The sequence below is a fragment of the Rhodococcus sp. NS-SX18 genome, assembly GCF_057367935.1.
In genome coordinates, this window is sequence record NZ_CM170633.1 from 69,618 (window position 1) to 92,003 (window position 22,386).

The window sequence follows — 22,386 nt, forward strand, 5'->3', positions numbered from 1 at the left end:
ATCATCCGCCGATCGGTCCTCCGGTGCAGCCCGGTGCCGTGAGCCCGAGAGCGACGTTCAATTCAGGCACGTTCACCCGTTCGGTGCCGAGGAATCCGAACTGTCGGCCGTCGGTGTGTTCGGCAACCAATTCCCGCACCCGCTCTTCACCGAGTCCCGTCACCCGTGCGACCCGCGACACCTGTATCGCCGCGTAGGCAGGGGAGATGTGGGGGTCGACACCGGAACCGGGCCCGGTGATCGCGTCGACCGGCACATCCCGTACAGACACCCCCTCGCGGGCGGCGATCACCGCCCGTCGCTCCTCGACGAAGCGCGCGAGCACCTCACTGCTCGGGCCCTGGTTGGACGGCAGCGCGGCGGCCGGATCGCCCGGGGTGAAGGCATCACCGTCGGCGACGGATCCCACCACGCGCAGGTGGAAGAAGGGGTCGGGCTCACCGCGTGGTACCTGCGGATCCACGCCGATCAGACGGCTGCCGACCACGCAACCGTTCGCATCGGTCAGCGACGAGCCCTCGGCGCCGGACGCGCCGAGACGGCTGATCGCCCACACCGCCGCCGGATAGGCGACACCGACGACGGCGGTGAGAAGGAGCAGTACCACCATCCCTACCCGGAGTTGCCGCAGAAAGGTCATCACATGCATGGCGTCATCCCATTCCAGGTACGAGTCGGATCACCAGGTCGATCAGCCAGATCCCGACGAACGGGGTGATCACCCCGCCGAGACCGTAGACGAGGAGGTTCCGCCCCAGCAGCGACGACGCGTTCGCCGGCCGGTACCGCACACCCTTCAGGGCCAGCGGTATCAGCGCCACGATCACCAGGGCATTGAAGATCACTGCCGACAGGATCGCGGACTGGGGGGTGGCCAGTCCCATGATGTTCAGCCCCGCCAGCTGCGGATAGATCCCGCTGAAGAGCGCGGGCAGGATCGCGAAGTACTTCGCCAGGTCGTTGGCCAGGGAGAACGTGGTCAGTGCCCCGCGCGTGATGAGCAACTGCTTGCCGATCTCGACCACTTCGATCAGCTTCGTCGGATCGGAGTCGAGGTCGACCATGTTCCCCGCCTCCTTGGCTGCGGAGGTGCCGGTGTTCATCGCCACCCCGACGTCCGCCTGCGCCAGGGCGGGCGCGTCGTTGGTTCCGTCGCCGGTCATCGCGACCAGCCGTCCGCCCTGCTGTTCCGAGCGGATCAGCGCCAGCTTGTCTTCGGGAGTCGCCTCGGCCAGGTAGTCGTCGACCCCCGCTTCGGCCGCGATCGCGCGCGCGGTGAGCGGATTGTCCCCGGTGATCATCACCGTGCGGATGCCCATCGCCCGCAGTTGTGCGAACCGCTGCGCCATACCCGGCTTGACGACGTCGGACAGTTCGACGACGCCCACCACCGACGCGCCCCGAGCGTCGCACCGGGCCACCATCAGAGGCGTTCCGCCCACACGGGCGATGTCGTCGACGACGGCGCTCACCGCGTCGGGCGTCTGTCCGCCCTGCTCGGCCACCCAGCGGCTCACCGCGTCGGCGGCCCCCTTGCGGATACGGACCGGAGCGTCCGCGTCGGCGACGGTGTCGAGGCCGCTCATCCGGGTGTGCGCGGTGAAGGCGACGAACTCGGCGGAGCGCTCGGCGTCCGACGGGCTCGGATCGAGGTGGTACCGCTCGGCGCAGAGCTCGACGATGCTGCGTCCCTCGGGGGTGCCGTCGGACAGGCTCGACATCCTTGCGGCGGAGGCCATCTCGGCATCCGTGACGCCGGGGGCGGGGTGCAGTGCGGTGGCGCGCCGGTTGCCGTAGGTGATGGTGCCGGTCTTGTCCAGCAGCAGGGTGTCGATGTCCCCGGCAGCTTCCACAGCACGGCCGGACATGGCCAGCACGTTGCGCTGCACCAGCCGGTCCATGCCGGCGATGCCGATCGCGGACAGCAGCGCTCCGATCGTGGTGGGTATCAGGCACACCAGCAGCGCGATCAGTTCGACCGGTCCCTGCTCGACACCGGCATATGCACTCATCGGAGCGATCGCGACCACCGCGAGCAGGAACACGATCGTCAACGCCGCGAGGAGGATGTTCAGGGCGATCTCGTTGGGAGTCTTCTGCCGGGCGGCGCCTTCGACCAGAGCGATCATCCGGTCGACGAAGGTCTGCCCGGGTGGTGCGGTGATCCGCACGACGATGCGGTCGGAGAGCACGGTGGTGCCGCCGGTGACGGCGCACCGGTCACCCCCGGACTCGCGAATCACCGGCGCCGATTCCCCGGTGATCGCCGACTCGTCGACCGTAGCGATGCCTTCGATCACGTCGCCGTCGCCGGGGACGGTCTCGCCGGCCTCGACTACGACGAGATCGCCGACGTGCAGCTCGGTGGCCGCCACGGACTGCTCGCTCCCCGACTCCGCCAGGCGACGGGCGACCATGTCGTGCTTCGTTTTCCGCAGGCTCGCCGCCTGCGCCTTGCCGCGCCCCTCGGCGACCGACTCGGCGAGGTTGGCGAACAGCACGGTGAACCACAGCCATGCCGCGACGGACCAGGCGAACAGCGTAGGTTCGGCGACAGCCGCGACGGTGGCGACCATCGATCCGACCAGAACGACGAACATCACCGGGTTCCGCGCGACGTGTCGGGGGTCGAGCTTGCGCACCGCCCCCGGCAGCGACGTCACCAATTGCCGAGAATCGAACACCCCGCCGCCGACGCGCCGTGGGTGGGCGGGTGCGTTTTTCCGGGGTGGACGAACATCGACGCTCATTGGAGTGCCTCCGCGATCGGGCCCAGGGCGAGGGCGGGGAAGAATGTCAGAGCCGCGACGAGCACGGTGGTTCCGGTGAGCAGCCCGGCGAAGGCCTTACCGGTGGTGGGCAGCGTGCCCGCACCCGGCGGGGTGCGACGCTGGGCGGCCAGCGAGCCGGCCAGGGCCAGGACGAACACGATCGGCAGGAACCGCCCGAGCAGCATGCACATGCCCAGCGAGGACTGGAACCAATCGCTCGTGACGGTCAGTCCGCCGAACGCGCTGCCGTTGTTGTTCGACGCCGAGGCATACGCGTAGAGCACCTCGGTGAAACCGTGGATCGCCCCGGGCGTTCCCGGATCCCCGGAATTGCCGAGATATCCGGTCGTGGACGAGAGGACCACCGTGATTCCGGTGCCGACGAGCACCAGCGCAGGCATGACCAGGACCGTCAGCGCCGCCAGCGTGATCTCCCGTCGGCGCAGTTTCTTGCCGAGGAATTCGGGGGTCCGGCCGACGAGCAGGCCGCCGACGAACACGGCGACGATTGCAAGCACCAGCATGCCGTAGAGACCGGAGCCGACGCCGCCCGGCGCGATCTCGCCGAGCAACATGTTCAGCAGCACCGCGCCGCCTCCGAGCGGGGACATGCTGTCGTGCGCAGAGTTCACCGCACCCGTGCTCGTTCCGGTGGTCGAGACCGCGAACAGTACCGAGCCGGGGATGCCGAATCGGACTTCCTTGCCCTCCATCATCGCGCCCGCGGCGTTCGCGGCCACCCCGCGGGTGCCGGATTCGGCGGCCAGCGTGACCGTCAGGACGGTGGCGTACAGCAATGCCATCACGGCGAGAACGGTCAGCCCCTGACGCCGATTGCCGACCATGGTGCCGAACGTGCGCGTCAGCGCGACCGGGATCAGCAGGATCGCGACGATCTCGACGATGTTGCTGACCGGGGTGGGATTCTCGAACGGGTGCGCCGAGTTCGCGGCGAGGACGCCGCCGCCGTTGGTGCCGAGTTCCTTGATCGCCTCCTGCGAAGCGACCGGTGCCAGCGCGGTGGTAACCGAGTTCCCGTCCAGGCCGGTTGCGGTGAAGCCACTTCGGTAGGACTGGATCACACCCTGAGACAACAGGATCAGGGCGATCACGAAGGCCAGGGGCAGTAGGATGCGCAGCGTGCCGCGGGTCAGGTCCACCCAGAAGTTGCCGATCTCACCGCCGCGGCCGACGCGCACCAGTCCGCGGATCAGCGCCACGGCGACGGCCATCCCGACCGCTGCCGAGACGAAGTTCTGGACCGCGAGGCCGGCGGACTGGGTGAGCGGGCTCATCGTCGTCTCGGGGACGTAGGATTGCCAGTTGGTGTTGGTGACGAACGAGACGGCCGTGTTGAACGCGACGGCCGGGCTCACCCCCGCCAGCTCGTTGCTCAGCGGCAGGATTCCTTGAAGGCGTTGCAGGAGGAACAGGAAGAGCACGCTCGCCAGGGAGAAGCCGAGCACACTTGCGGCGTATCCGTACCAGGTCTGCTCGGCGCGGGGATCGATCCGGCACACCCGGTAGATCAGCGACTCGGTCCGCAGGTCCTTCCACCGCAGGTCGGTGTCGGTCGTGTAGACCTTCGCCATGTAGTCACCGAGCGGAACATAGGCCAGCGCGAGGATCACAGCGACGAGAGCGATCTGTAATCCGGCGGCAACAGCAGGACTCATCGGATCGTCAGAACCTTTCCGGATCGAGCAGCGCAATCAGCAGGTAGACCACGAGCGCCACCGCGATCACGACGAGGGCGACGCTCGTTACACCCGCCCAGGTCATCGGCTCTCACCCCGGGTGTGCAGAGCGCGTAGGACCAGAGCGCATACCAGGAACCCTGCCAGGATCAGCACCACGTACGCGGTGTCGGCCATGTCGTCTTCCCTTGTCGTAGAATCGAAACGGCGTCGATCGGCGCCCCGCACCACACTGTCGCACCGCGCCCGTCCGTGGACCGCGATCCATACGGAATCTTGACGCCCGCGGCCGATGTCCTGACGAATTCTTTACACCCCGGGTCCGGCATCACCGCAGCGCCACGTCGACCAGGCGCGCACGCACGTCGGCCACCTCGTCGAGCGCGGGGGGAGCTGCTCACGGTCGTACGAGTAGCGGGTGCGCAGGTGCCCGAGCAGCCGGCGCCGATCGGTGTGCAGGTGCGCCCGGGCGCCCACCCAGCAGATCAACACGTTCGTGCGGACACCGCACCGCTGCACCGACCGCGGCTACCGCGACCGAATCGCGGAGTGCTGCTTCGAACATGTTGTCGCAGAAGGTGATCTGAACCTGCTGCTCTACGACGTGACTACCTTGTACTTCGAGGCCGAGAAGGAATACGACCTGTTCAGGCTCCTCGCCGCCTCAGTTCCATGCGGTACGAGTACCGACGTGGATTGAAATGAGAGGATGTGAACTCGACGAACTTGCCGTCCGCGTCGTAATAAAGACGCTCGATCAGCAGTATGGCGTCTCCAGCTTGACATCCGATCAGCTCAGCCTCGTGCTCGGGGGCGTTCATGGCGGTGATCTCCTGGCGCGCGCCCATGATCGGCTTGGTGAGGAGTCTTTCGGCCGCCCCGATCACGGTTCCTTCGCCGACCGACGGGACCCCGTCCGCGGCCAGTTTCGCACCGAGTTCGGGTTCGACGTAGTGACGTGTCAGGACGAAGGGGAGTCCCTCATAGGAACGTCGAACGGTGGCCTTGCTGACCTCGATGTACGGCAATTCCAATCGGGCCGCGATGGAGGGCTCGACGACGACGGTGAATGGTTCGATCACCTCGGTGTTCGTATCGGGCCAGACGATAATTTCGTCGAGGGAGCCGATCGAGCGGATATAGCGGCCCCGGGTGTCCTGTTGACGCCCGCTCACATAGGTTCCGCTGCCTTGGACGCGGTAGATCAGCCCGTCCGAGAGCAGTATCTGGAGCGCCTCACGCACCGTGTGGCGGCTGACGTTGTGGACCGACTGCAACACGCTTTCGGTGGGCATTTTCCGTCCCACCGAGTAGACACCTGCCTCGATGTCGGCCCGCAACTTCTCGGCCAACTCTCGGTACGCTGGGACACCACGCTCCGCGGGAGCGGCCTTCTTCGTCATCACGGGCTCCTCCTTCTCCCTGATGCGATCGGCAGGGTGTCATCCACCACACTAGCGCTCGTACGGATGAATCTTCAACGTGGGAGACTCGGTAACGGGAATTTACTGCAACAAAAGCATATTCGTGGCATCAGATTGCATACTACTTCTGCTACCTCGCAAATTGATACTGATGAATCGAGTGTGGAGGTGTGACCGTCTGCGATCACACCTCCACACTCGGTCCTTCCGGCGCCGGAGTTGGCCGACCGATGGACATCTGTCACCGCAGCACGACGGACCCGATACGGATGGGGGCCCTGTCGCGGTGGTGCTGGTGTCCCCGCCATCCATGTCGGCGGGCGCCTCAGGCCGTGGTCGGTTCCACCTCAGCAAGCAGTTCGTCGTTGTGGGCGCCGAGCTGGGGCGCCGAGTCGGTGCGCGGCTCCTCGTAGGTGTCGGTCAGGAACGGTGTCCGGATCATCCTTCGGCGCCCGGCATACGGATCGTCGATCTCGAGGAACATGCGACGCGCGTCAAGGTGAGGGCACCGGTAGAGCTCGTCCACGGTCTGGGTTTCCCCGGCGGGAAGCCCATGGGCGGCGAAGCGTTCGACGATCTCGCGGCGGGTGCGCGACCGTGTCCACCGTTCGACTTCGGGGCGGATCACCGATGCAAAGTTCTCGGCCCGGTGAACGACGGTGTCCAACAGTGGATGGTCGAGCAGGTCGGTCCGCGCGATTGCCACACACAGCCGCCGCCACATTTCGTGGGTGGGCAGAATCAGTGCAACATAACCATCCTCGGCCTCGAGGGCACCGAGTGGGGAGTAGCGATCCACCCCGCGCACTCGATGCTCGCCCGTGAAATCCCACAGCATCAGTTCGCGTTCGAGCAGGGACGCCACGGAGTCGTACATGCTCTGATCGACGAACGCGCCCACACCGGTATTCTGACGTCCCTGTAGAGCGGCGAGCACGCTGACGGTGGCGTGGACCGCGGTGAAGACGTCCGCGAAACCGGTCACCGTCGGCAGCGGCGGGCCCCCGGGTTCTCCGGTCACCGCCATCAATCCGCCGACTGCCTGGATGGCGGTGTCGAAGGCCGGCCGTTCGGCAAATTCGCCTCGATGCGTCGGCAACCGTCCGTAGCCGCTGATGGCGCAGTAGATCAGGCGTGGATTGGCCTCCTTGAGCGCTTCGTATCCGACTCCCATACGGTCGACGGCACCGGGACGGAGGTTTTCCACGACTACGTCCGCGGTCGCCGCAAGGGTCCGGTATCGGGCTCGGTCGCCTTCCGTGCTCAAGTCCAGCGTGACGGACTTCTTGTTGCGGTTGTAGCTCAGGAACCCGCCGCTCATAGATCCGGTCTCGGTCTGCTCGAGCGGATCGTAGATTCTGCGCGGATCGCCGCCGTCGGGCTTCTCGATCTTGATGACCTCCGCGCCCAGGTCGGCCAGCATCATCGCACAGTAGGGGGCGGCGATGTACTGGCCCATCTCGAGCACCCGAATGCCGTCGAGGGGCCTCACGTCAGATTCCTTCGGTTGCGTGCGGGACGAGCATCGGCTTGATGTCCTCCTGTGCCCGCATCCGCGTCAGTGCCTCGGTCGCTTGGTCGAGCCGGTACCGGTTCGGGACCAGTGCGCCGAAGTCGTACTTACCATGTGTGTTCTTCATGAAGTCGAGAGCCTTGCGATATTCGGCGATGTGCCCGGACCAGGTTCCCATGATGGTCAGCTGCTGTCGGGTGATGAAGCCGGGCCGGACCGGGACTTCCTTGCCTGGACCGTCGATCTGGCCGGTGACCATGTAGCGGCCGCCTTCCTTGATCATTCCCAGACCCTCTGGGAACGCGGTGCGTGCGCCGGAGAACTCGAAGACGACTTCGGCGCCGTGCCCGCCGAGCAATTCGCGGACCGCGGCGACCCGGTCTTCGGGTTCGGGATGTTCGGCGACAGAGACGAGGTCGGTTGCCCCGTACTGCTTGGCAATGGCAAGGCGGGTATCGGGAGCGCCGACGGTGATGATTCGTCCGGCGCCGAGATGATCGGCGAGGGCGGTAGCGAACAGGCCGAGCGGGCCCGCTCCCTGGATAACGACGGTTTCCCAGGGATTCATCTTGCCGATGCGTTCGAAGGAGTGCACAACTGTGCGCAGTGCGCAGCTGGCCGCCGATGCCCAAGAGGTTTCCACCTCGTCCGGCACGCGCACTCGTCCCGAATTGGGGAAGACATAGGCGTACTCGGCGAAGCCGCCGACCAGGTACGGGGGACGCTCGCAGTTGGTGAACATGTAGTACTGCCGGTTGGTGCACAGGGTGGGCTGGTTGTCGAACCGGCAGTGGTCACATTGGTTGCATGAAGCGTGGGTGAAGCAGATGCGATCGCCGATTTCGAGCGGTGTCCCGAAGGTGTCTCGCTCGGCGCCGTCACCGAATGCGATCACCCGCCCGACCATTTCGTGTCCGGGAATGACAGGTAGGTCCAGCGCCTGGCTGCCGCCGAGGGAGCCATCCCATAGGTGCAGGTCCGAGCCGCACACCGTCGCTGCTTCGATACGGACCAGGAGTGCGCCCGGTTCCAGGGTCTGGGGTACCGGGATTTCGCGGATCTCGAGCGGCTCACTGTGCTTGGTGAGCACCGCCGCCTGGCTGGTCTTGGGAATGTCGAATGTGGTGGTCATCAGTTTCTGCTCCTGTTGGTTCAGCCGAGCTTGAACGGGTCACGGCTTTCACCGGTGAGTTCGACCCAGATGGATTTGGTCTGCAGATACGCGTCGAGGCCTTCGATGCCGTTCTCGCGGCCGATTCCGCTCTGCCCGAAGCCGCCGTACGGGACGTTGTTGGCGAGCACACGGTAGGAGTTGATCCAAATCGTGCCGGCATTGAGCCGGTGCGCCACGCGGTGCGCGCGTTGGACGTCCTTCGTCCACACCGCCGCGGCGAGTCCGTAGGTCGTGTCGTTGCCGAGTTGGACCGCCTCTTCTTCCGAGGTGAAGGTGATGACCGACAGCACGGGTCCGAAGATTTCTTCCCGTGCCACGCGCATCGAATTGTCGACGCCGCTGAGGATGGTGGGCTGGAAGAAGTACCCGTCGGCCAGTTCGGTGTCCTGCGGACGCTCTCCGCCGCACACCACTGTGGCTCCTTCGTCGACTCCGAGGTCGACGTAGTAGCGGACCTTCTCGAGTTGCTCGGCGAAGGCGATGGGGCCCATCTCGGTTTCGATGTCGAGCGGATCCCCCATCTTGATCTGGGGTGCGCGTCGTGCGAGTCGCTCGACGACGGTATCGCGGATCGATTCGTGGACCAGCAAACGGCTTCCGGCGATGCAGGTCTGGCCGGTGGCGGCGAAAATTCCTGCCATCACCCCGTTGACGGCCGAATCGATGTCGGCGTCGGGGAAGATGATGTTGGGGGACTTGCCGCCGAGTTCGAGGGTGACCTCTGCGATGTGGTCGGCGGCGCTCTTCATGACCGCGATTCCGGTGGCAGTGGAGCCGGTGAAGGTGACTTTGTCCACGCCGGGTTCGGCGGTCAGTGCGGCTCCTGTGTTCCCCGCGCCGGTGACGACGTTGAACACTCCGGGCGGGAAACCGGCTTCATCGACGAGCTTGGCGAATTCGAGGGTCGACGTCGGCGTCTGCTCTGCGGGCTTGGCGACAAATGTGCAGCCGGCGGCCAAGGCGGGCGCGAGCTTGCTCGCCAGCAGGAACAGAGGGCTGTTCCAGGGAAGGATCGCGGCGACCACGCCGACTGGCTCGCGGCGCGTGTAGGTGAAGAAGTTCGTCTGGGGCGCGGAGATGGTGTCACCGAAGATTTTGTCGGCAGCGCCGGCGAAGAACTCGTAGGTCGCCGGCAATCCGGCCATCTGGCCGCGCGTCTCGCGGATGACCTTGCCGTTGTCGGTGGTCTCGATACGCGCGAGCTCGTCTGCGTGGGGCTCGATCAGCGCCGCCAGTCTACGGATCAGGGCGCCTCGCTGCGCCGCGGACATCGATCCCCACGGCCCGGACAGCGCGCGTCGCGCGGCCTCGACAGCATTCTTGACATCTTCCGGTCCGGCGAGTGGGGCAGTGGCCCAGGCCCGCCCGTTGTAGGGGTTGACGGTCTCGAAAATCTCACCGGAGATGGCGTCGACCCATTGGCCGTCGATGTACATCTTTCGGTGTTGGAGTTCGCTGTTTCGCCGTTCGGCGATGGCGACGTTCTCGGTCATAGTGCTCTTTCTCGTTTCTCGGCCGGATCGAGTGCCCGGCACTGTTGAATTGGGAGCGTCGGTTTCGGGTTTCGATGTACCCCGCGTGTCGAGGGGGACGACTGGAAAAGAGCTGTCCTCACGTTCTGACGGAGATACCCGCCAAAGTCGCACGGATCAACGGGTCGACGGACGGCGCGTCGGGCAACGTGGCCACGCTGTCGATCAAGGTTTCCAGTTCCTTTGTAGACAGCGGAATTTCGTCTGCGAGGCGTTCGGCATTGCGTACGACGCCGTCGGTGTCCCACGACAGCATCGCATCGGAGTCCTCGATGGCGTCTTGGACCGCGGTCCCGTCGATCAGGCCCACAGTGGCGTGTGCGGTTTTCGCCGGGCGTGCCGACTCGGCGACGAGGTCGATCTTGCCGATGAGGTCGAGCACCTGGGGATCGGTGAAGTGTTGCAACAGGCTGTAGGTGATGTCGCCGTGGACGAGCCCGGTTGCGAAGGCGAATCTGGCGCTCATCAGTGTCTGTGAGGTACTGGTGAAGGGCCCGCGCGAGGGCATGCCCGGATAGGTTGCCTCGCGTTCGTTCATCTGCAGCCGGATCGATGCGACCTCGTCAGCGGGGAGACCGGACTCGCGCAGCCGCACCGCGAGCATGGCCGGCGCCTGATTGAACGCACACACCGGGTAGGGCTTGAAGGTTACTTCGAGCATGTTCCAGGACCGCCCTAGGTCGCGGGCGATCATTTCCGCTGCCTCACGCGATCGCGAGAAGCAGTCGAGGAATCCCGCTTCGGCTTCGAAAGCGGCCCGCGAGCCCGCAACTCCGGCTTCGGCAAGTTGCGCTGCCATCAGTCCACTCGTCGCCGCAATTCCCGACTGGAAATGCCATTCGTCAGTTCCGGCACCGAACGATTCGGACGTGCCACCCGAGATCGATGCGGCGATTGCCAGCGCGGAGGTCGTGCGTTCGCCGCTCAGGCCGCGGATTCGTGCGACGGCGGCAGCGGCAGCTACCGGTCCGAACACCGCCGTGGCGCGAAAGGGCGGGGTGGTCAGGTCCGTGAGTGGCTTCGACAGCGCGATGCCCACCTCGTAACCCGCGACGACCGCTGCAAGCAGAGTCCGACCGTCGACAGCGCTGGCCTCTGCTGCCGCCAGAGCGGCGGGTACGACGCTTACGCCTGGATGGAACGTGCCATGTGTGTCCTCCTGCGCCCGGGCATGTAGATGCACTCCGTTGATGAAGGCCGCCGTCGAGGCCGGATGCCACTGGCCGGTCACCAGCGAGCGGGCGTATCCCCGGCGGTTCGGTGGCGAGCTCACTCCAGGGGTAACCTGCTCGGCCCGTCGCCCGAAGCCAGCGGCCGAGCCGGCCATCCCCACCGCCAAAGCGTGGATGAGGCACCCTTTCGCCCGCTCGACGACTGGTAGTGGAAGCGCATCGACCTCCAGATCTGCTGTGAAGGCGCCGAGTCGTTCGGCGATCGTGCTGCCAGCCATGCGCACATCCCTTCCGTGATTCGTGGACACGTCAGTTGCAGTTCCTGCCGGAGCTGCCCGCGGAAGCGGATCCGACCACCACCGTTTCAAAATTTGTCCGTATGACTTGCGACACTATTGCGCAACGATGCGTCTGTCAATCACGACGCGAATCGAACCCGTCCACCTCCAGGATCCGACCACGACGGTTCCGTTATTTGACGGTAATTGCCTGTTCAAGACGTTCCCGTTGTCCAAGTTCCACGTAGCGGCGAACCCGCCTGCTCCAAAGGGTTGACGCAAGCGTCGTCCATGACTACCTTCCAGTCATCCGTACAACTGTGGCTGATCTCACTGTGGGCCGCCAGGGCGGAGGATCATGGGCGCGCCAGAAACACCATCAGATTCGCGCAGGACCAAATTCACGTCGTTGCGAAAGAAGTCCACGACGCTTCCCGAGGAGACCTCGATGACGAACCCACCCCCCGTATTGCCGTCACCCCCCACCACTCCGGGAGAGGCGCCGACGACTGATGCGCTGACCTCATCGGGGACGCTGGCACCCCGGGTGTCTCGACGCGTCGCCGTCGCCGCGGGCATCGGCCACTTCCTCGAGTGGTTCGACTTCGCGGTGTACGGGTTTCTGGCCGCGACCATCGGACAGCTGTTCTTTCCGTCCGGCAACGCCACGACGTCGCTGTTGGCCTCCCTCGCCGTTTTCGGCGTCGCGTTCCTCTTTCGTCCGCTCGGCGGGCTGCTGATCGGGGCTTTCGGCGATCGTGCCGGCCGCCGCGCGGCGCTCTCGTTCGCGATCGTCGTCATGGGCATCTGCACGATCGGCATCGGCGTCCTGCCGACGTACGCCACAATGGGCGTCGCTGCTCCCGCTCTTCTGGTGCTCCTTCGGTGTGCCCAAGGTTTCTCTGCGGGTGGCGAATACGCGGGCGCGGCTGCCTTCCTCGTCGAATATGCACCGGCCCGCCGGCGCGGGCTGTGGAGCAGTGTGGTCTCCGCCGGCGCCGGCATCGGGGTCATGGCCGGGGGTGCGGTGACCTTGCTGTTGACGGCCCTGCTGTCCGACGACCAGATGACGAGCTGGGGGTGGCGTGTCCCCTTCCTCGTCGCCGGCCCACTGGCCGTCCTGGGTCTCTACGTCCGGCTCCGGCTCGAGGACACTCCCGTGTTCCAGGAGCTCCAGCGCGCTCACGAGGTCGAGCATGCCCCGCTGCGCAACGCCGGCAAGCACAGTCGATCCGGAATCCTGTTGGTGTTCGTCTGCACCGCGGTGACCGGCCTCGGTTTCTACTACCTCGCAACATTCGTGGTCACCTTCCTCAGTGTCGAGGTCCACATGGCCAAGACCTCCGCCCTCGAACTCGCGGTGCTCGGATTGCTCATCTACTCACTCATGTGCCCCGTCGCAGGCATGATCGGCGACCGCATCGGCCGCCGACGCACGATGCTGCTCGGCGCCGTCGGCATTGCTCTGACCGCGGTCCCTTGCTTCGCGCTGCTCTCGACCGGCACCTGGTACCTCGCACTGATCGGTCTGGCAATCCTGGCAGCGTTCGAGGCACTGGTCAATGTCATGCTCGGAGTTCTCATGGTCGAGCTCTTCCCGGCCCGACTGCGGGTGACGGGTAGCTCGATCGGCTTCAACGTCGCGCAGGCTCTCATCGGCGGGCCCGGCCCGTTCATCGCTACCGCCATCGCGGCGGCGGCCGCGCTCATCGTCGCTCCCGCCTTCTATCTGGTCGCGGTTGCAGCGCTGTCGTTCTTGATCCTGCTGCGGTATCTCCCCGAGACTCGCGGAGTGTCGCTGTTCAGTGACGAAGCACCCTCGGTGAGGGACTGACAGGCAGGCATGATTGTGGAGACGCATTCGTATCTGAAGCGTCCCGCGTACCGGCTCGTCGCCGAACAACTTCGGCGGCGAGCCGAACGCGGTGAGTACGCCGTGGGTGACAAGTTGCCTACCGAGGATCAACTTCGACACACTTTCGGCGTCAGCAGGCACACGATCCGGCAAGCAATCGGACACCTGGTCGAGGTGGGCATGGTGCACCGTGTTCAGGGCAGCGGCACGTATTTGATTGGATACGAGACGAACTCCGTTCGCTATCAGCGTGCGATCGGATCGCTCGACGAGATCATGAGCTGGCCCGGCACCACCACTCGGTTGCTCGAGCCTTTCCGGCGGGGGGTGAGCGAGCCTGCGATCGCTCGTGACCTCGGCGCGGACATCTCAGATGTTCGCTGTGCCCTCGTCCAACGCTGCTACAACGATGCGCCCTTCGCCCTGACTCGGCACTACATGGTTTCCTCATTGGCGGACAACGTGATCGATCGGGCAGCATGGGAGACCGACAGCACGATCATTCAATCGGCGGAGCGGTTACTGCCCGAGGGCATCGTCTCGGCGACCCAGAGCATCCACGCCACTCGAGCCGAAGAAACTGAGAGCGAACTGATCGGATGCTCGGTAGGGGACGCCGTCTTGCTCATCGAGCGGCTGTACCACGACGCCGGTGGGCGGCCGGTCGAGTTCACCGCCTCCCGCTTCAATCCCCGCCGCTACAGCTACCGGATGGACCTGCGCCGGCACCGCTGATCGGGACGTCCGCGGTCCGCACTGAGCCACCACGAAGTGGTCGGGGTGGCAATCGATTACACGGTTGACCTACCAGGAACGCACGAAGGAGGCGGTGTGGGTCGAGAGACGAGCACCGATATCGGTTCGATCGACGTCGTCCGGGATCGGTATGTCCCGCCCCGGCGAGTGATTATCATTCTCACCGCCACGGCTGTCACCGCGGTAGGACAGATGTACTCGGTATTGGCGCTGTTACCGCAGATGGCCGCTTCCTTCGATGTCAACCCTGCACAGGTGACGGCGACCTCCACTGTGTTCGGCGTCGCCTATGCTGTCGGGTTCCTCGCGGCGGGGCCGCTGGCGTCGCGGTTCGGTTCCCATACCGTGATGTCTGTGGGTCTGTGCACCGCTGCCGTCACCACGCTGCTGGCAGCCCTTCCTTCCACGCTGCTTCTCGAACTGATCGCTCGCGCGGGGCAGGGCTGCGCGGCAGCCGCCTTCGCCCCCGCCGCGTTCACGTATATTGCCGAGAACATCGATCCGCGCCAGCGTCTGCTGGCTTTGAGCTGTTTGACCAGCGGTTTCCTCGGAGCGGCGGCAGTCGTTCCCGTCGCCGCACAGGTGATCGCTGTTGCGGCCGGTTGGCGCGCGGTCTTTGTGCTCGGTGCGGGTGCGCTCGCGGTGGCCGCCGTGGTCGTTGTTGTGTTCGTTCCGAGGGCGCGGGCCATCGGCCACCCCCGTGGTGCGCGGCTCTTCGGGGTCTTGGTGACGATTCTGGGCAGGTGGCGGTTGGTCGCGCTGTTCGGTGCTTCGGCCACATTCCTCGGAGGGTATGTCAGCGTCTTCACCACCATCTCGCTGGTGGGCCCGCCGTCGGTTGCCGGAAATCCCGAGGCCCTGCAGATGCTGCGCTTGATCACCGTGCCAGCACTTCTCGTCATTCCATTTCTGGGTCGAGTACTGAGGCGGTGGCGACCGGCCCGCCGGGGCGCGGCGGCGTTGGGTGTGGCGGCTATGTCCGTGGCCGCCGGATCGGTGTCGTCGGACTACCTGATAGGACTGTCCATAGCGGTGTTGCTGCTCGTGGCGGCGATTTCCGCTACGGCGTCAGCCATTGTCGAGTCACTTCTGGTGCAGGTGCGTCCGGAGGAAACGGGCGGTGCAACGGCACTGTACGGATCCTTCACCTTTCTCGGTGCCAGCGCCGGACCAGCCCTCGCCTCGGTGGTCAGCCCTTGGGGTTTCCGGATCGGCATGCTTGCCGCTGCCATCTGGCTCGCCATCGGGGCGGGGTTGATCCTCGTCTCTTCCGCAGGAGCCGGGGCCCGACGATCGATTCAACACAGCACCGAGGGCGCTGTGTCATCCCTGCGGTAGGGAGCTCAGGGCAGGCCGGCATCAGCCGCGAGCGCGGCCGACACGAATTCGTCCGGCAGGTCCGACGACAGCGGCGGACGGCTGGGGGGATGGGCGTTGTCGGCGATTTGTCGGAGGGTGTCCATGACGTGTACTCCTCCATCGGCGAGAAACCGCACCAGCCCGGCTTTCGCGCATTGGGCTGCTACTCCGGTGAGCAGGCTTCCAGCCTCTTCGGTACGGCCGGATGCGGCGAGGCAGCCGGCCAGCAGCCTGCGGGCCCGTAGCTCAGCCCGGTGGCGTTCGCTGCCCGCAAGTCGCTCCACCCACTCTCTGGCCCACCGGCATGCGAGCTCGGTATTCGCCAGGGATCCGGTTCGCACCAATCGTGTGATGGCCGCCTCCTCCCGGTTCTGCGCGATAACCTCGTCGAGACCGGACACCTGCTCCGCACGTTCGGCGTATGTGAGATCTGCAGTTTGCGAGGCATCTGAGGATGGTAGGACGAGATCCAGGCGCGCCGATTCGTTGACGATGGAGCTGTAGAGCCTCGGCAGTTCCATCTGCATGGAGAATCGTGCTCCCTCGTCCAGTCGTGCAACGGCCGCTGACCGGTCGCCGAGTATCACTTTGATTCGGGCTCCGACGATGTACCGGGCAATCTTCAAGTCGACAGCGCCCGCGTGTGGTCCGAGGTCGTATCCGTCGTCGAGTAGTCGCTCGGCCTCGGCGGTGTGTCCCTGTTCGTACAGAACTTCACCGAGGAGCCCGCCGGCTAACCGAGCGGTGTAGGAGCGTCGACCATCCACTTGCTGAGCGATCTTCATCGCGGTGCGGAAACTCGCTTCCGCCAGCTTCACATCCAGTTGCTCGAAGGCCGCTATACCCACCCAGCAGTGTCCGTGTACCGAGTTGTACGGTCCGTTGTTCCGCTGGTGATACGCTGCGGCCCAGCGCTGAAGGGCATAGGCGGCGCGGTAGTCCGCCCGACAGATCTTGGCGAACGTCGCAACGTTCGCTGCGACGGATACGACCCACGGCCGGAGGTCATCGGGACGATCGAGACACGGACGCACCAAGTCGTCGATTCGCGAGGCTCGGTCTGCACGCAATTCCACGACTGCTCTGATCACCGAGGCTTCGGCACGCAGCGCGAGGGTCTCCGACGCGCTGAGGTGGGTGAGCGCGGTATCGACGCGGTCAAGTGCCTGCAGAGCGGGGCCGGGGTTGTAGAGCAGGATGTTCGACCACGCGGCGGCGAGTTGCAGCCGCGGATTGGACATTGTGCTGTCTGTCGGCAGCTTGTCGACAAGTCCACGCAACGTCGACATCTGCGAATGCTCGAGCAGATACGTCCCGTCGCGTTCGACCAGTTTCACTGCACCGGCCGTATCGCCGGCACGCAGTGCGTGATCGACTGCTTCGCTGAGAAAGCGGTGCTCGGCGAACCAGGTGGATGCGGATCGATGCAACTGCGCCGATCGCCCGGGGAACTCGGTGTCGAGTCGGCCACGCAGAAATTCTGCGAACATGTGGTGGTATCTGAACCAGTGCCCTTCGTCGTCGACTCGGCGCAAGAAAAGGTCACGCGCTTCGATCAGCTCGAGCATCGCCTGACCGCGTCGCACATCGGTCAGGGTCGAGGCCAGGTCGGCGCAGATGCGGTCGGGGATGGCGGTGGCCAGTAAGAATGCGCGCGTATCCGTATCGAGGGAATCGAGGACGTTCTCGGCTAGGAAATCACCGATCGCGTGGTGGCGGCCCGAGAGGTGTGCAATGAACTGGGCAGGGTCCGCGGACGAGCGCAGAGAAATCGACGCCAGCTGTATGGCGGCGGCCCAGCCGTCGGTCGACCTCGCCAGGTCGGCGATGTCCTCTGTGGCCAGGTCCAGTCCCGAGGCTTCCATGAGGAAGCTGCGTGTTTCGTCTTCGTCGAATCGCAATACTGCCGAATCGATCTCGACTAGTTCGTTGCGAACGCGCATCCGGCTCATCGGCAGTCCAGTTTGCGTGCGACTGGTCACGATGATCTGGACGTGGTGGCAACCGTTGTCCAGTAGGTACGTCAGCGTAGCCACACTCGAGGGATCCGAGACCCGATGCCAGTCGTCGAGGACGAGAGCCAGGTGTTGGTCTTGATCGTGCAGTGTGTTGATCAACGTTGTCAGCACGTGTGGGCACGCGCGGTCACCGTGTGCTTCGAAGGTGTCACGTAATTCGGTCGCCAAGGCCGGCAACGCGGTGGTGATGGCTTCGATGAGATGTGCGAGAAACCAGAGAGGATTGTCGTCGTCTCGGTCGATGGTCAGCCATGTGGTGGCAATGCCCTCGTCGGCGAGCTGATGGAGCCACTGTGCCGCTGCGGTGCTCTTTCCGTAGCCGGTGGGTGCGTGGATGACGGTCAGGCGTCGCCGTCGATCGGTGTGAAGGGCCTGCATCAGACGGTCCCGGGTGACCAGCGTACGGCTCGGTGGTGGGGGTCGGAATCTGGTGGCGGGTGTTGGGGGTGCCGAGTACCGGCCGGAGGGCATCGGGGTCCGTGAGTGCGGTGCCGGGAATCCGAATCCGAACGCTGGTGAAGTGTAGTCCGGAGCGGCACCTGAGTCTGTCGCGCTCCCTTCGGCGTTGTGGTGGGCGCGGCGTAATTGGTCGGCGAAGTCGGCTGCCGTGCGAGGACGATTGCCGCGATCGCGTGCCATCGCGTGCTCGATCACAGTGCAGACCTCCTCCGGAATCTCTCCATACCAGTCGCGTAGCAGGGAGCCGCTCGGATTGGTGATGCGCCGAAACTGGTCGATCAGAGGCTCTCCGCGGCGCCGCTCGAAGGCCGCGTGCCCGGTGAGCGCGCAGAACAGAGTGGCTCCGAGGCTATAGAGATCGCTCGCCGGGCTGGGGGGACGCCCGAGTAACACGTCGGGGTCGGTGTAGGCGGGTGACCCGGTGACGACACCGGCCGCGGTCTCGAATCCGCCGGCGATGCGCGCGATGCCGAAATCTGTCAGCTGCGGCTCTCCGTAGGTGTCGATCAAGATGTTCGCGGGTTTGACGTCTCGGTGCAGGATGGATTGCTGGTGGGCAGTCTCGAGCGCGTCGGCCACCTTGATACCGAGGTGTAGGACACGGGGCCAGGGGATCGGACCCGACTCGATCAGCGACTGAAGGGAGCCCGGCTCGTGGTACTGCATGACGAGGTACGGGTGACCGGCACCCGTCGCCCCGACGCGATAGATGGTGACAATGTTGGGGTGCCCGGATAAGCGTCCCATTGCTCTTTGCTCACGGAGAAAGCGATCCACGTCTTCCGGGTCGTGATCGGTCGTGAGCACCTTGATCGCTACGACGCGATCAAGAGCCCGCTCTTGGCAGCGATAAACCACACCGAAGCCGCCCCGTCCAATCTCGGTGGCGCCCTCGAATCCCTCCGCAGCCAGCTCCGTGGCGATGGCTGCAGTCTGGTCGCGCTGCGTTGCCCCCGGATCGGTCTCGGCCACCTACGACCTCGAACCGGCACCTGGTGCCTTGAATCGGCTCATCACCCACCTCGCGCCTACTGAATCAAGGATAATCTGGTAGCCGACCGAACCGGCCCTGAACGCGTCAATACACGCTCGATGACCGCGATGGTGGCTGAGGAGGGGTCAAGCAGAATTCGCGGCCTCGTCCGCGGCACTACCCGTCATCCCCCACCCTGTGTGGGCGGGTGCGGAGCATCGAATCGAGGGCCATAACCGTGTCAATCGTTACTGGGAGAACGATGGCGCTCCCAGCACCGCATCTCTGAAGGACCGACGACCTGTCATCGAAGCCTGTGTGAACCTCGACCCCGTCTCCCGCAGCACGATGGCCCTGTCGGCTCCGACCCCGCCGGCGTCGTCGATGGCGGCAGTCGAGCCAGACGCGTACAGCCACCGTGCGGTGCAAGATCGCGGTCAGTGCGTTGGCCAGGTAATAGCGGTGGCACGGCACGGGACCGCCACGAGGGGTCAGGTGGCCGTCAACTGCGAACGTTCACCTCGAGCAGGTGCCGCGGTGACCTGCGTTTCGATCCGGTCCATGCCGACCTCGGTCGGGTGGCAGAGAGGGACTGTTCGGTCGCTCTGCTGCCCGTGGGGCACGCGGACGGGATCTCGCGTGCGCTGGGCCGCAGTATGCCGGTGCTGCTGGGCGGTAGGTGGCGCCCTCGGATCGGGCTGGTGTGCATGGATCGGATTGTGGTCTACCTCGGGACGGACACCGATGTCATGGAAGGAGATCGTGCGGTGTTGTTCGAGGAACTGAGGGCACCACCGGGGGCGCGCATCGGTGGGCTCGCGCGTTCGGGACGACCCCCGCCGAGATCCTCGGCGGACTGCGTAGTCGGATCGAGGTGTGTTATATCATTGGCGCGCAGCATATTTCCGGTTCAGAGCGCCGCGGGTGCGCTGTCCACCGAGCGGACGGAACAGCACACCCGCGGAAATTGTCGTGAGTGCAGGTCAGTTAACGTGTCGCACCGAGCCGGTGTTCCCGGTCAGTATCGGCCGGTCGCTGCCCGGCATCGTCGATCGCACATGGTCTCCTGCTGAGCGCGATCGTCGAGACGGCCCCAGCCACGCTCCAGAGTGCGAGCCAGGTGCAGATCAGCCAGGTGGAGTGCGTCCAGCTATAGAACAGCGTCGCCATGAAGGGGGCGGTGCCGCCGATGACGCTGACCGACAGCGCCTGACTCAACGCGACGCCGCTGAACCGGACATCGGCATTGAATCGTTCCGCGAGGAAGGCCGGCTGCGGGGCTTGCAGTGCCGAATGCACCACCGCCAGCATGAAGGTGATCCCCAAGAACGCGGCCCAGCCCGATCCGGTGTTCATCAGCGCGAACAGCACGAACCCTCCGAACAGGGCGGTGACGCACCCGGCGAGAAGGACAGTACGGCGTGAGAACCGGTCACTCAGATGACCGGATACCGGGAGACTGATCAAGTAAACGATCGATGCGGCGAGCAGTGCATTGAGCATCGTGGTACGGCTGATATCCAAGATGGTGGTGCCGTAGGAGACGGCATAGGTGGAAACCAGATAGAACAGGATGCCTCCGGGAGCGATGACGCCCGCGGCCCATGCGACGTCCCGCCATTGACTGCGCAGTAGTGTGCGCACCGGGGTGCTTTGCTGGGCCGATGCCGTCTGCAGTTCGGTGAAGTCCGGGGTTTCCTCGACGCCGAGGCGAATGAACATCGAGATGGCGAAGAGTCCGGCGCTGAGCAGGAACGGAATCCGCCATCCCCACGATTCGAAAGCGTCGCCGGAGATGTGGTCACTGACGGTGACGGCGATGGTCGACAACAGGAGTCCACCGGGCACCCCCATCTGGACGGTGCTGCCATACAGCCCGCGCCGGCGCGGGGGTGAATGCTCGACGAGCATCAGTGCAGCTCCACCCCACTCTCCGCCCATCGCGATGCCTTGCACGAAACGGAGAGTGACCAGCAGGAGCGGTGCAAGCCAGCCGACTTGCTCAAATGTCGGAAGTATGCCGATCAGAACCGTCGCGGTGCCCATCATCAACAGCGAGACCACGAGCGTCTTGCGCCGGCCGACCCTGTCACCCATTCCGCCGAAGAGCACGCTGCCCAATGGCCTCGCCAGGAATCCCACCGCGAAAGTCGCGAAGGAGGCGAGTGTCCCCGCCAGTGGGCTGTATGACGGGAAGAACAGGGGGCCGAACACGAGGGCTGCGGCGGTGCCGTACAGGAAGAAGTCGTAGTACTCGAGTGCGGTGCCGGCGAATCCTGCTGCAGTAACACGAAGCATCTTTGTGGTGGAGCGCTTTTCAGGCACGCTCATGATGGTTCCTCCAGAGAGAACAGTAATGCGAGGAAGCGGCAACCGTTGCGTAGTGCACGGTTTCCGGGAGTCGGGCAACGTTCACGCGGACTGTCCTCCGTCGATCATGATCGGCACCGGTGACGACGATGCTCGACGGGAGACCAGGTAGTCCACGGATGCTCGATGACCGTCCGGCCGGATCTACCAACGCGGTAGGGCATCGAGGAAGGTCGTCAGCGCGGTTGTCACGGCATCGGGGCTTTCTTCAGTCACCAAGTGACCCGCGCCTGGGATTCGGGCAAAGGCCGATCCCGGTATCCGGGCATGCATCCGTTCGGCAGCTGCAATGTCGATGCCGTTGCCGTCCTCACCGTGCACGATGAGGGTCGGGATCTCTATCTCCGGCAGGCGGGAAAGGCGTTCGTGCTTGCCGATCCACGAGTTGTATTCGCCCCACACCGACCGCGATGGTCTGGTCCGCCACTTGCGCACCCACGAATCGACCAAATCGGGACGGTTCGCGATGGCCTGCGGGCCGAAAATGATGGGAACGAAGGTCTGTGCGAAGCTTGCGGAGATGGGGGCTTCGCTCTTCATGGGTCGGAATACATCGGCGAACCGAGCCTTCTCCTCGCTGGTATAGGCGTCAGCCATCGTGTCCATCAGGACCAGGCCGGCCAGCCGTTCAGGGTGCTTCAGGGCCAGTTCGATCGCCATGAAACCGCCCACGGACATTCCCACCAGTACGAATCGGTCGATTCCTGCTCGGGCGGCCACCTCCAGGCAATCGGAGACCAGCGAGTCGAGGTCGTAGTCGGTGGCATATTCCGATGTTCCGGCCCTGCTGGTGTAGGCGATGGTTCGGTAGCGATCGGCCAGAGCAGCGGTTTGCTCGGTGTACATGGTCCGATCCAGGAGCGTACCGTGGGAGAAGAGCACCGCTGGACAGCGTCCCTGGTCTACAATGTCGAAAACCTTCATCGGCTCTTCCCTTTCATGTCATTGGGCCTGAGGCGGAGGGCCGAGGCACGGGGAGGTTGTGTTCGACAACGGCGGCGAAATCCTCCGGATCGCTCGGAGTGTGCGGGGGAG

General features: G+C 65.0%; 17 protein-coding genes. 4 read left to right on the plus strand and 13 right to left on the minus strand.

The window, feature by feature from the left end; all coding sequences use genetic code 11:
• Position 1: 1 nt before the first annotated feature.
• The 10 genes from AC2IPW_RS00315 to AC2IPW_RS00360 all read right to left on the minus strand — a co-directional run bounded on the left by AC2IPW_RS00315 (position 2) and on the right by AC2IPW_RS00360 (position 11,561).
• On the minus strand, positions 2 to 649 hold the full coding sequence (locus AC2IPW_RS00315) for a potassium-transporting ATPase subunit C (RefSeq protein ID WP_486375989.1): 648 nt from the start codon (positions 647 to 649) through the stop codon (positions 2 to 4).
• Between the two features lie 4 nt (positions 650 to 653).
• Positions 654 to 2,750 carry a potassium-transporting ATPase subunit KdpB gene (kdpB, locus tag AC2IPW_RS00320; protein ID WP_486375990.1) on the minus strand — a complete coding sequence of 699 codons (2,097 nt, stop codon included), beginning with the start codon at positions 2,748 to 2,750 and terminating at the stop codon, positions 654 to 656.
• Complete coding sequence (gene kdpA / locus AC2IPW_RS00325) at positions 2,747 to 4,447, minus strand: potassium-transporting ATPase subunit KdpA (protein WP_486375991.1); 1,701 nt, start codon at positions 4,445 to 4,447, stop codon at positions 2,747 to 2,749. The genes kdpB and kdpA overlap by 4 nt, the downstream gene beginning before the upstream one ends.
• Before the next feature lie 7 nt (positions 4,448 to 4,454).
• A complete protein-coding gene (gene kdpF / locus AC2IPW_RS00330) occupies positions 4,455 to 4,553 on the minus strand; it encodes a K(+)-transporting ATPase subunit F (RefSeq protein ID WP_040782300.1) in 99 nt (32 codons plus the stop codon).
• Between the two features lie 224 nt (positions 4,554 to 4,777).
• Positions 4,778 to 4,960 carry a hypothetical protein gene (locus tag AC2IPW_RS00335; protein WP_486375992.1) on the minus strand — a complete coding sequence of 61 codons (183 nt, stop codon included), beginning with the start codon at positions 4,958 to 4,960 and terminating at the stop codon, positions 4,778 to 4,780.
• A 155-nt stretch (positions 4,961 to 5,115) separates the two neighbouring features.
• On the minus strand, positions 5,116 to 5,871 hold the full coding sequence (locus tag AC2IPW_RS00340) for a GntR family transcriptional regulator (RefSeq protein ID WP_486377067.1): 756 nt from the start codon (positions 5,869 to 5,871) through the stop codon (positions 5,116 to 5,118).
• Between the two features lie 346 nt (positions 5,872 to 6,217).
• A complete protein-coding gene (locus AC2IPW_RS00345; RefSeq protein ID WP_486375993.1) occupies positions 6,218 to 7,384 on the minus strand; it encodes a CaiB/BaiF CoA transferase family protein in 1,167 nt (388 codons plus the stop codon).
• Between the two features lies 1 nt (position 7,385).
• Entirely contained in the window at positions 7,386 to 8,537 is a 1,152-nt protein-coding gene (locus AC2IPW_RS00350) for a zinc-binding dehydrogenase (RefSeq protein ID WP_006942121.1), read from the minus strand.
• Between the two features lie 20 nt (positions 8,538 to 8,557).
• Positions 8,558 to 10,072: an aldehyde dehydrogenase gene (locus tag AC2IPW_RS00355; protein ID WP_486375994.1), complete on the minus strand. Its 1,515-nt coding sequence runs from the start codon at positions 10,070 to 10,072 to the stop codon at positions 8,558 to 8,560.
• Positions 10,073 to 10,190: 118 nt separating this feature from the next.
• Entirely contained in the window at positions 10,191 to 11,561 is a 1,371-nt protein-coding gene (locus AC2IPW_RS00360) for an MmgE/PrpD family protein (protein ID WP_486375995.1), read from the minus strand.
• A gap of 448 nt (positions 11,562 to 12,009) precedes the next feature.
• Between AC2IPW_RS00360 and AC2IPW_RS00365 the strand changes: the two genes are divergently transcribed.
• The 3 genes from AC2IPW_RS00365 (at position 12,010) to AC2IPW_RS00375 (ending at position 15,510) form a co-directional block, all read left to right on the plus strand.
• A complete protein-coding gene (locus AC2IPW_RS00365; RefSeq protein WP_486375996.1) occupies positions 12,010 to 13,395 on the plus strand; it encodes an MFS transporter in 1,386 nt (461 codons plus the stop codon).
• Between the two features lie 9 nt (positions 13,396 to 13,404).
• Positions 13,405 to 14,151, plus strand: a complete 747-nt coding sequence (locus AC2IPW_RS00370) for a GntR family transcriptional regulator (protein WP_486375997.1) — start codon at positions 13,405 to 13,407, stop codon at positions 14,149 to 14,151.
• A gap of 96 nt (positions 14,152 to 14,247) precedes the next feature.
• Positions 14,248 to 15,510, plus strand: a complete 1,263-nt coding sequence (locus AC2IPW_RS00375) for an MFS transporter (protein WP_486375998.1) — start codon at positions 14,248 to 14,250, stop codon at positions 15,508 to 15,510.
• A 5-nt stretch (positions 15,511 to 15,515) separates the two neighbouring features.
• On the opposite strand, the gene AC2IPW_RS00380 is transcribed toward AC2IPW_RS00375, so the two are convergent.
• Positions 15,516 to 18,980: a protein kinase domain-containing protein gene (locus AC2IPW_RS00380; protein ID WP_486375999.1), complete on the minus strand. Its 3,465-nt coding sequence runs from the start codon at positions 18,978 to 18,980 to the stop codon at positions 15,516 to 15,518.
• Positions 18,981 to 19,559: 579 nt separating this feature from the next.
• Here AC2IPW_RS00380 and AC2IPW_RS00385 point away from each other — a divergent pair.
• On the plus strand, positions 19,560 to 20,054 hold the full coding sequence (locus tag AC2IPW_RS00385; RefSeq protein WP_486376000.1) for an alanine racemase C-terminal domain-containing protein: 495 nt from the start codon (positions 19,560 to 19,562) through the stop codon (positions 20,052 to 20,054).
• Here the strand turns inward: AC2IPW_RS00385 and AC2IPW_RS00390 are convergent.
• Both AC2IPW_RS00390 and AC2IPW_RS00395 read right to left on the minus strand, forming a co-directional pair.
• Positions 19,969 to 21,312 (minus strand): MFS transporter, encoded by a 1,344-nt coding sequence (locus AC2IPW_RS00390; protein ID WP_486376001.1) that lies wholly within the window; start codon positions 21,310 to 21,312, stop codon positions 19,969 to 19,971. The genes AC2IPW_RS00385 and AC2IPW_RS00390 overlap by 86 nt on opposite strands.
• A gap of 183 nt (positions 21,313 to 21,495) precedes the next feature.
• Entirely contained in the window at positions 21,496 to 22,275 is a 780-nt protein-coding gene (locus AC2IPW_RS00395) for an alpha/beta fold hydrolase (protein ID WP_486376002.1), read from the minus strand.
• Positions 22,276 to 22,386: the final 111 nt, after the last annotated feature.